General features: G+C 33.6%; 3 protein-coding genes and 1 pseudogene. All 4 read left to right on the top strand.

Annotated features, from left to right (window positions below; translation table 11 throughout):
• A partial coding sequence (locus ACMHJ2_RS17570) for a hypothetical protein (protein WP_413514158.1) occupies positions 1–1363 on the top strand: 1363 nt, incomplete at its 5' end.
• Between the two features lie 29 nt (positions 1364–1392).
• Positions 1393–3876 (top strand): hypothetical protein, encoded by a 2484-nt coding sequence (locus ACMHJ2_RS17565; RefSeq protein WP_413514157.1) that lies wholly within the window; start codon positions 1393–1395, stop codon positions 3874–3876.
• A gap of 59 nt (positions 3877–3935) precedes the next feature.
• Entirely contained in the window at positions 3936–6668 is a 2733-nt protein-coding gene (locus tag ACMHJ2_RS17560) for a hypothetical protein (RefSeq protein ID WP_413514156.1), read from the top strand.
• Between the two features lie 73 nt (positions 6669–6741).
• Positions 6742–6975 (top strand): annotated as a pseudogene (locus ACMHJ2_RS17555) (gliding motility-associated C-terminal domain-containing protein); the annotation flags it as partial.

Here is a 6975-nt window from a genome sequence, read left to right as displayed (position 1 = left end):
GGATCAGGAAGAGTTTAAAACAATTATTAAAAATAATTCAGCACAGGCAAGTTTAAAGATAACGGATGCTAATCTTAATGAGGAAGAGGTAAAAGCTGGGTTTACATTCAATAATGGAAAAGATGCAATTGACATCAAATTTGCTGAAACTTTAACAGCAATGGAAAAAGGAACCAATCAAATAACTAATATGATTGAGTACTATTTCATTGATGAAACAGGAGAAAGAGATGATGTTGTACTTGAAATAACACAAGATATCATCACTGATTTTGATAAAATTATTCAAGATACAACAGTTATTAATTTATTAAAGAATTTTATTTCAACTGCAACAGGCGACGTTTCTGTAAGTAGAGATGTAAATGGCAATCTTATTATTAAAACGTCAACGGATGAGTTTAATCTGACGAATGAAATTAAGAGCAAGGAAACTAAAACAACATTAACGCCTGAAAAATATACCATGTATGTGTATTTGGATGAAGTAGATGGAGAGTTATTGGAAGTACATGTAGAAGTTGAGCGTTTAGGCGAAACGTATTTGAGAACCTATGTGGCAACAAAATATGTGTATACAAATGAATTAGATGAAAATGTAGAAATAAAGGGGTCAGAACTATTTGGAGCAACGGGCAGTGGTAGTTTAGAAACAGTTACTTCGTTATCGTTAGAAGAAAATTATGCTGGCTTAGGAAAAGCATTGATTTATGAAAATGAAGAAAAGGCAAAAAGTCCAATTTATATTAAGGACATTTTTGAAAATGCAGAGACCTTAACACAATTAGAAGCGAAGCTAGATACACGTGAACTGATTTATACCGATGAGAATAAAAGCCCAACAATCATTTCTTTTAATGATGTTGTACAAGAACCTTGGTATACAGGAAGTGATGTTCAGGCAACTAAAAATGATCAGGATATTTATACCATGGGCTGGGTAGGAATTGGATACAAAACTAAATCGAATGCACCAAATGAGCGATTACGTGTAAATGGTAGTATTACTGCAACTAATAGTTATTATGCAGATTATGTATTTGAAAAGTATTTTGATGGGTATTCCTCTTTAAAGTATGATTATGCCTTTAATGATTTGAATACAGTAGATAGCTATATTAAAATAAATAGACACCTACCTGGAATTACGCCAATTAGTGAATTAGAAAAAACATCGACAGGTTATTCATTTAATGTATCTGAATTGTCAATTCAGTTATTGGAAAAAACGGAAGAGCTTTTCTTGCACGTAATTGAACAGAAGAAAGAGTTAGATCAAAAAGCCGATGAAATTCAAGAGCTTAAAATGGAAGTTAAAGATTTAACCGAGCGTTTAAAAGTAATTGAAGAACTTTTAAAATAATGAATTGTATAAGTCAAAAAGGTTTATTGATGAAAAAATTAAATTTGAAATCTATTCAATATATAATAGTGATAATGGTGGCTGTATTTTTAAATATAGCTACCGTTTTCGGACAAAATAATCTTTATACAACAAAGATTAAAGATGGATCGATAGCTAATAGTGCAGTAACAGCAGCACCTGCGACACTATTGGAACTAGAAAGTTCTACCAAAGGTTTTTTATTACCTCGTATGTCAACGGTAGAAAGAGATGCCATAACGATTAGTGATCAAGAACGTGGGAATGGTTTAGTAATCTATAATAAAGATACCGACTGTATTAACTACTGGAGTAAAGAGGGAAATCGTTGGTTGAGTTTATGTGGAAGTTTACCTCCCGCAATTATTGAGTTAACAGATTGTAGTAAAATTGTTCTAAATGCTTCGGGTAATACCTATTTAGAACAAGGGAAGTTTTTAAAGGAAACAGACATTTTATACCTTCAGTTAAATGTACGTGAATTTGGAGCCTATAATATTACCGCCACTACTGACAATGGTTACTCTTTTAGTAAAAGCGGAACATTTAATACCGCTGGTGTTTATACAATCGCATTAGAAGGATTAGGTACTCCTTTGTTGGGAAATGAAACGCCTGGAGATTTAGTAACGTTTTCAATTAATGGAAAAGAAAATTCAACCTGTAGTAATTTCCGCCTTATTGTAAAACCATCCGATCTTAATTACACCCTTATTGAACCACAGAATGTTACAGCTACTTGGGATGCTTATATTGGTGTACCATTAAATGCGAATGATAATAAAGTAAAATTAAATGTCAATGTAACCTCTACTGGTTTTTGGAGAGTTCAAAGTAATGCAGTAAATGGTATTTCTTTTAGTGGATCAGGAGAATTTACAACAGAAGGACTCCAAGAGATTGAAGTAGTTGGACAAGGAACTCCAGTAGCTTCTACTGCTGTGGGAACGCCAAATGTTTTCACCTTTACAACGAATTCTATCTCAAATACAAATCCTACAAATGCAAAAGTAATGGTACATGTAAAACCAGTTGCTTTTGAATTAATTTGTGATGATGCAAATAATAAGATTGAAATTAGAGGGAATTATCAAGAAGATACTAAGCTATCACAAGCAAATGCTATATTAATTCCAGTAAAAGTTCTTGCACCTGGATTAACATCCCTTGAATTAAAAGGATATTTTGTTACGGGAGCTACAACTACTCCGGTTAGTTTTAAAGCCAACAATGTTAATTTATCATTTAATGCGAATAGAAATAACATTCAGTTTGTAACCCTTTACCCAGATGAAATAAGGATTCCTAAAGGAACTACAGGGATTAAGTTTACTAATTTGATACCTGGAAGTGCAGCTATTTGTACAACTTTTCCTGAAATTACAGTAGAGGTTCAACCAATCCGTTTTAGCGTTTTATGTAATACAGTAAAAGTAAATGGATCCTATACGGTTGATGCAACTTTAGGAACGAGTCATTATATCGATATTACGGTTAATGTTGATTACCCAGGGGCATATTCAATTAATACAAACGAACTTAATGGCGTTAGCTTTAGTGCCTCGGGTACTTTTACAGGTCAAGGACAACAGACCATCCGATTAGTTCCAAGTGGAAAATATGCAGTTGGAGGTAATCTAAACTATACAATCACAACAAATAGTCAGGCTGGTACAACTACTTGTTCAGCTACTGTTATAGTGCGTTTTAGAGATATTGTTGTACTGTGTTTAGGGGCAGCTAACTATGGGCCTTCAACATCAAATGCTTATGCAGGAGGTGCTATATTAAATAGTAAAGTCAATTTTGGACCAACAGGAAAAGTAAAAGTAAATAATATTAGCATTTTAAATACAGGCCTCCAAGGAGAAGCTTTGCGTACGTATCTAACGAATAACAAGGTAGATATTATTGTGAATGTGATTGGATATAATTCAACTGCAGCTACAAATGTAGTATTGCTAGACTTCGTTAAAAATAAAAAAGGAGTATTAATTATTGGGGATGAAAATACCGCTCATACCACAACAAAGAGTTTTATTGAATCACTTTCTTCAAGTAGTGGAATCGGTTATTCAGCAAACTATACAATGAATAACCCAGTATTGAGCAGTGCTAATAATGACCCTATTATCAATGGTCCATTTGGAAACCTAAGTGGGAAATATTTAGGAAATGATGCTACAAATGGTTGGTATTATAACAATTTGCCAAGCAGTATTGTGCCTTTAATTAGTAAAAATGAAGATGCATCATGGACTTGGGGACTAAAACATAAAGAGCTTGGATTTGCCTTTTTTGGCGATGGAGGATGGATTGTTGGAACAGCTACGAATACCAGTACCAGTATTTGGCCATCAAGATATTTGGCAGATGGTACTCCTATAGCAAAACCGTATTACCAAGGAACGCTTGTTTATAATAGTGTTTTATATGCCAACGTAATGGCTTGGGCTATTGAATATGTAAAAGAAAATAGATCTTCTAATTAATTAAATAAAAACTAAAACTTCTTTAGAAGTTTTAGTTTTTTCAATCAAAAATAATGCATATGAATTTTGAAATAAAAAAATATAAAATAGTGTATTATATAGTACTGGCGATCTTTTTTAGTTTAACTGCAGTTAATGGCCAAAATCCAATAAATAGTAGTGGAATGAAATTGATAGATAATTCGGTCAGTACATCTACGAATGAAATACTTCCTTTTAGTTTATTAGATTTAAGTTCTGTAGAAAAAGGGTTTTTATTACCGAGATTAACTACAGAAGAAAGAAGAAATATTCCAAAAGCGGATTTACAACAAGGGCTTCTTATATATAATACGACCATAGATTGTATCGAATTCTATAATGAAGGACGTGATCGTTGGTTAAATCTTTGTGGGGAAATTGAACCGGCAATTTTTGTTATTCAAGATAGCAAATGTGCTTCTATTCAAGTGGAAGGGAATTATGCTGAAGGGGTTTTTCTAAAAGAGAGAGCCAATGTTATTTTTATAGAAGTAAGTGTTTCCACACCTGGAGTTTATAGTGTTGAGGCAACTGCCTATCATGGCAATGATAAAAATGGATATGCTTTTCAAGCATCGGGTGTTTTTCCAGAAGCTGGAAATTATCACATTGCCTTAAAAGGTTCGGGTACTCCTCAAAAGGGATATGAAAGAGACAGCAATGGTGTGCCAATGAGTCAAGGAGATAGTATTCGCTTTTCATTGAATAACAAAGAAGTAACTTGTATTACTTATAATTTTGTTGAAAAAGAATCGCTGAAATATACAGTAGAACGAATCGATTCAATCGGGAAGTTTTTTACAGGAGTAGCATTAACAAATGCAAAAAGTGGAAACTTAGAAGCAACGATTACAAATATTACAATGGGTGGAATTGTTGAGATCCATACGTTGGATAATAATGGCATTCGCTTTACAGGTAGGCATCGATTGACCAATGCAGAAATTGCTGCAAGAACGGCAAAAATAGTTTTAAATGGTTCGGGAGCTCCTAATGTTCCAAGAAATACACCTTTAGATTTTATAACCAACTCCCATGTTAAGGTTGAAGAAGGAGAAGTAGCGGAATTCTTCCCTTATATTGTTTCTATTGAATTTTTGGATATTAATTTTTATTGTGAAAATGCAACCTATCCTATAAGTCATGAAGGAGTTTTTGAATACAATACTAGTTTAACTGCTAGCAATAAAATTCATGTTCCTTTAAAAGTACTGGCAACAGGTCGTGGAGAATTAAAGGGAACTGTTGAGATTAATGGTTCAGGCTATGGCTATCAGACAGAGAAAATTGAATTTACTTCAGGTTTGATTGATTTAGCTTTTAATAATTTAAACGATGATGTTCAAAATGTCGTATTGACACCTAAAGTAGGTACGGGTAAACCAACAGTAGGGAACAAAAATATTACGGTCAAATTGAAATTAACGTCTAAAGGAGCCTATGATTACGACCCTTCTTATCCTATTGAAGAATATAGTGTAGTGGGATGTAATTATAATATTCCGGTTCACGGTGCACCTGTTATTTATGAAATGAAAGATGTTAAACTGTTCAGCAAATTCAGATCCATTACTCAAACGGGTAATCCTTATTTTATAACACCAAAGACAAAAATGCCAGATGAGGGAAGTGACGAATTTAAACTTTTACTTACGTTAGTTCCTCAAACAGCAGGTGAATATGAGATTCGAACAAATACATTGAATGGGGTTTATTTTTATGGTAAAGGAATTATTGAAGAAAGTGATGTAACCAATAGAAGAAAGGATATTTCTTTAAAAGCATTTGGTATGTCACAAAGAGATTTACCTAAAAACCAAGCATTATATACTTTAACGGGTAATAGCGAGGTGGCTCAAAGTGTAGCTGCTAGTATTCAGGTTGATTACGTATATCGTGCAATGAAAATGTATTCGATCGGTGGAAGTTCTGAATCTTGGCATCCAGGAGGAAATAATGGATGGGCCTTTTCAGGAGGAACAAGACTTGTTCGAAGTTTAGCAAACTTCTCGTGGAATGGAATTGTTCGAATTGATAAATTAGATATCCTAGGAATAAGTAATCCTCAATCAGCTAGTTATGTAGATTCTTCTACAGATATGTCGAATGCTGCTAGCGCGACAACTTTTAGATCTAATTTGAATCGTGCAGACATGGTATTTATCGGAGGGTATAATTCCTTAAATTTCACCAAACAAAATACGCAGTTGACCTATTTATCGGATTATGTTAAAAATGAAAAAGGGGTGCTCATGTATGGGGAAGGAAATGCGAATCAAATGCAGAGTTTCTTCCAGAAAATCGGTTATACTATTTCTACTCAACCCTATACAGGAGTTAGTAATGTAGTATCCTCTACAAATGCAGCTACTGAATTGATTATGGGAAATAGCACTTCTCATTTTGGAAGTGCATATCAAAATATTTCCCTTGTAAATCGCCAAATTAGAGGAGGAGGATCGGCATCGTCGTTTAGTATAACGAATTTACCAGTTGATTTTGAATCTGTGGCATATAACGGTAGTAATAATCAAAGTTTTGCTTATGTACATAAAACATTAGGATTTGTTGGAGTAAATAATTCCGTATTTATGGGAGGATATATAACTACTGCAAATATCAGTACAACGCATTCTAGTTATCCAATGAATTCCACTGCAAATGGAGCTCCTTTGGTAGGAGATAATACTTATAATGCATGGTTTTTGTTAAATCTTGTGCATTGGGCTATTGATTATGCCCAAGAACATCAAGAGAATGTAGTGAAATAGTAACTAATTTAAACGAGGAATCTAGATAGATTAACTGAATTTAGATTTTTCTTTCACTTTGAAAAACAGAACAATGAAAAAGATATATAGCATAGGATTACTAGTTTTTAGTGCTAGTTTGATTTATGGGCAAGAACCTTCGTTGATTGTCAACGAAGGGGAGCTGTCTATCTCTTCTGGAGATTTAGTCTCCTTTGAAGGTGATTTTGAGAATCAAGAAAAGGGCGATGTAACCAATGATGGAACGGTTATTTATTTTCACAATTTCATCAACCAAGGCGATTATGGGATAACGGCTAATCGCACT

It is taken from the genome of Myroides odoratus (assembly GCF_965118575.1).
Lineage (GTDB): Bacteria > Bacteroidota > Bacteroidia > Flavobacteriales > Flavobacteriaceae > Flavobacterium > Flavobacterium odoratum_B.
The sequence above is the reverse complement of the archived record's forward strand: the minus strand, read 5'-3'. Positions and strand labels throughout refer to the sequence as shown.

Bases quoted from the DNA above. Each gene is read 5' to 3' on its own strand.
- ACMHJ2_RS17565 (WP_413514157.1), top strand. From the start codon at position 1,393: ATGAAAAAATTAAATTTGAAATCTATTCAATATATAATAGTGATAATG.
- ACMHJ2_RS17560 (WP_413514156.1), top strand. From the start codon at position 3,936: ATGAATTTTGAAATAAAAAAATATAAAATAGTGTATTATATAGTACTG.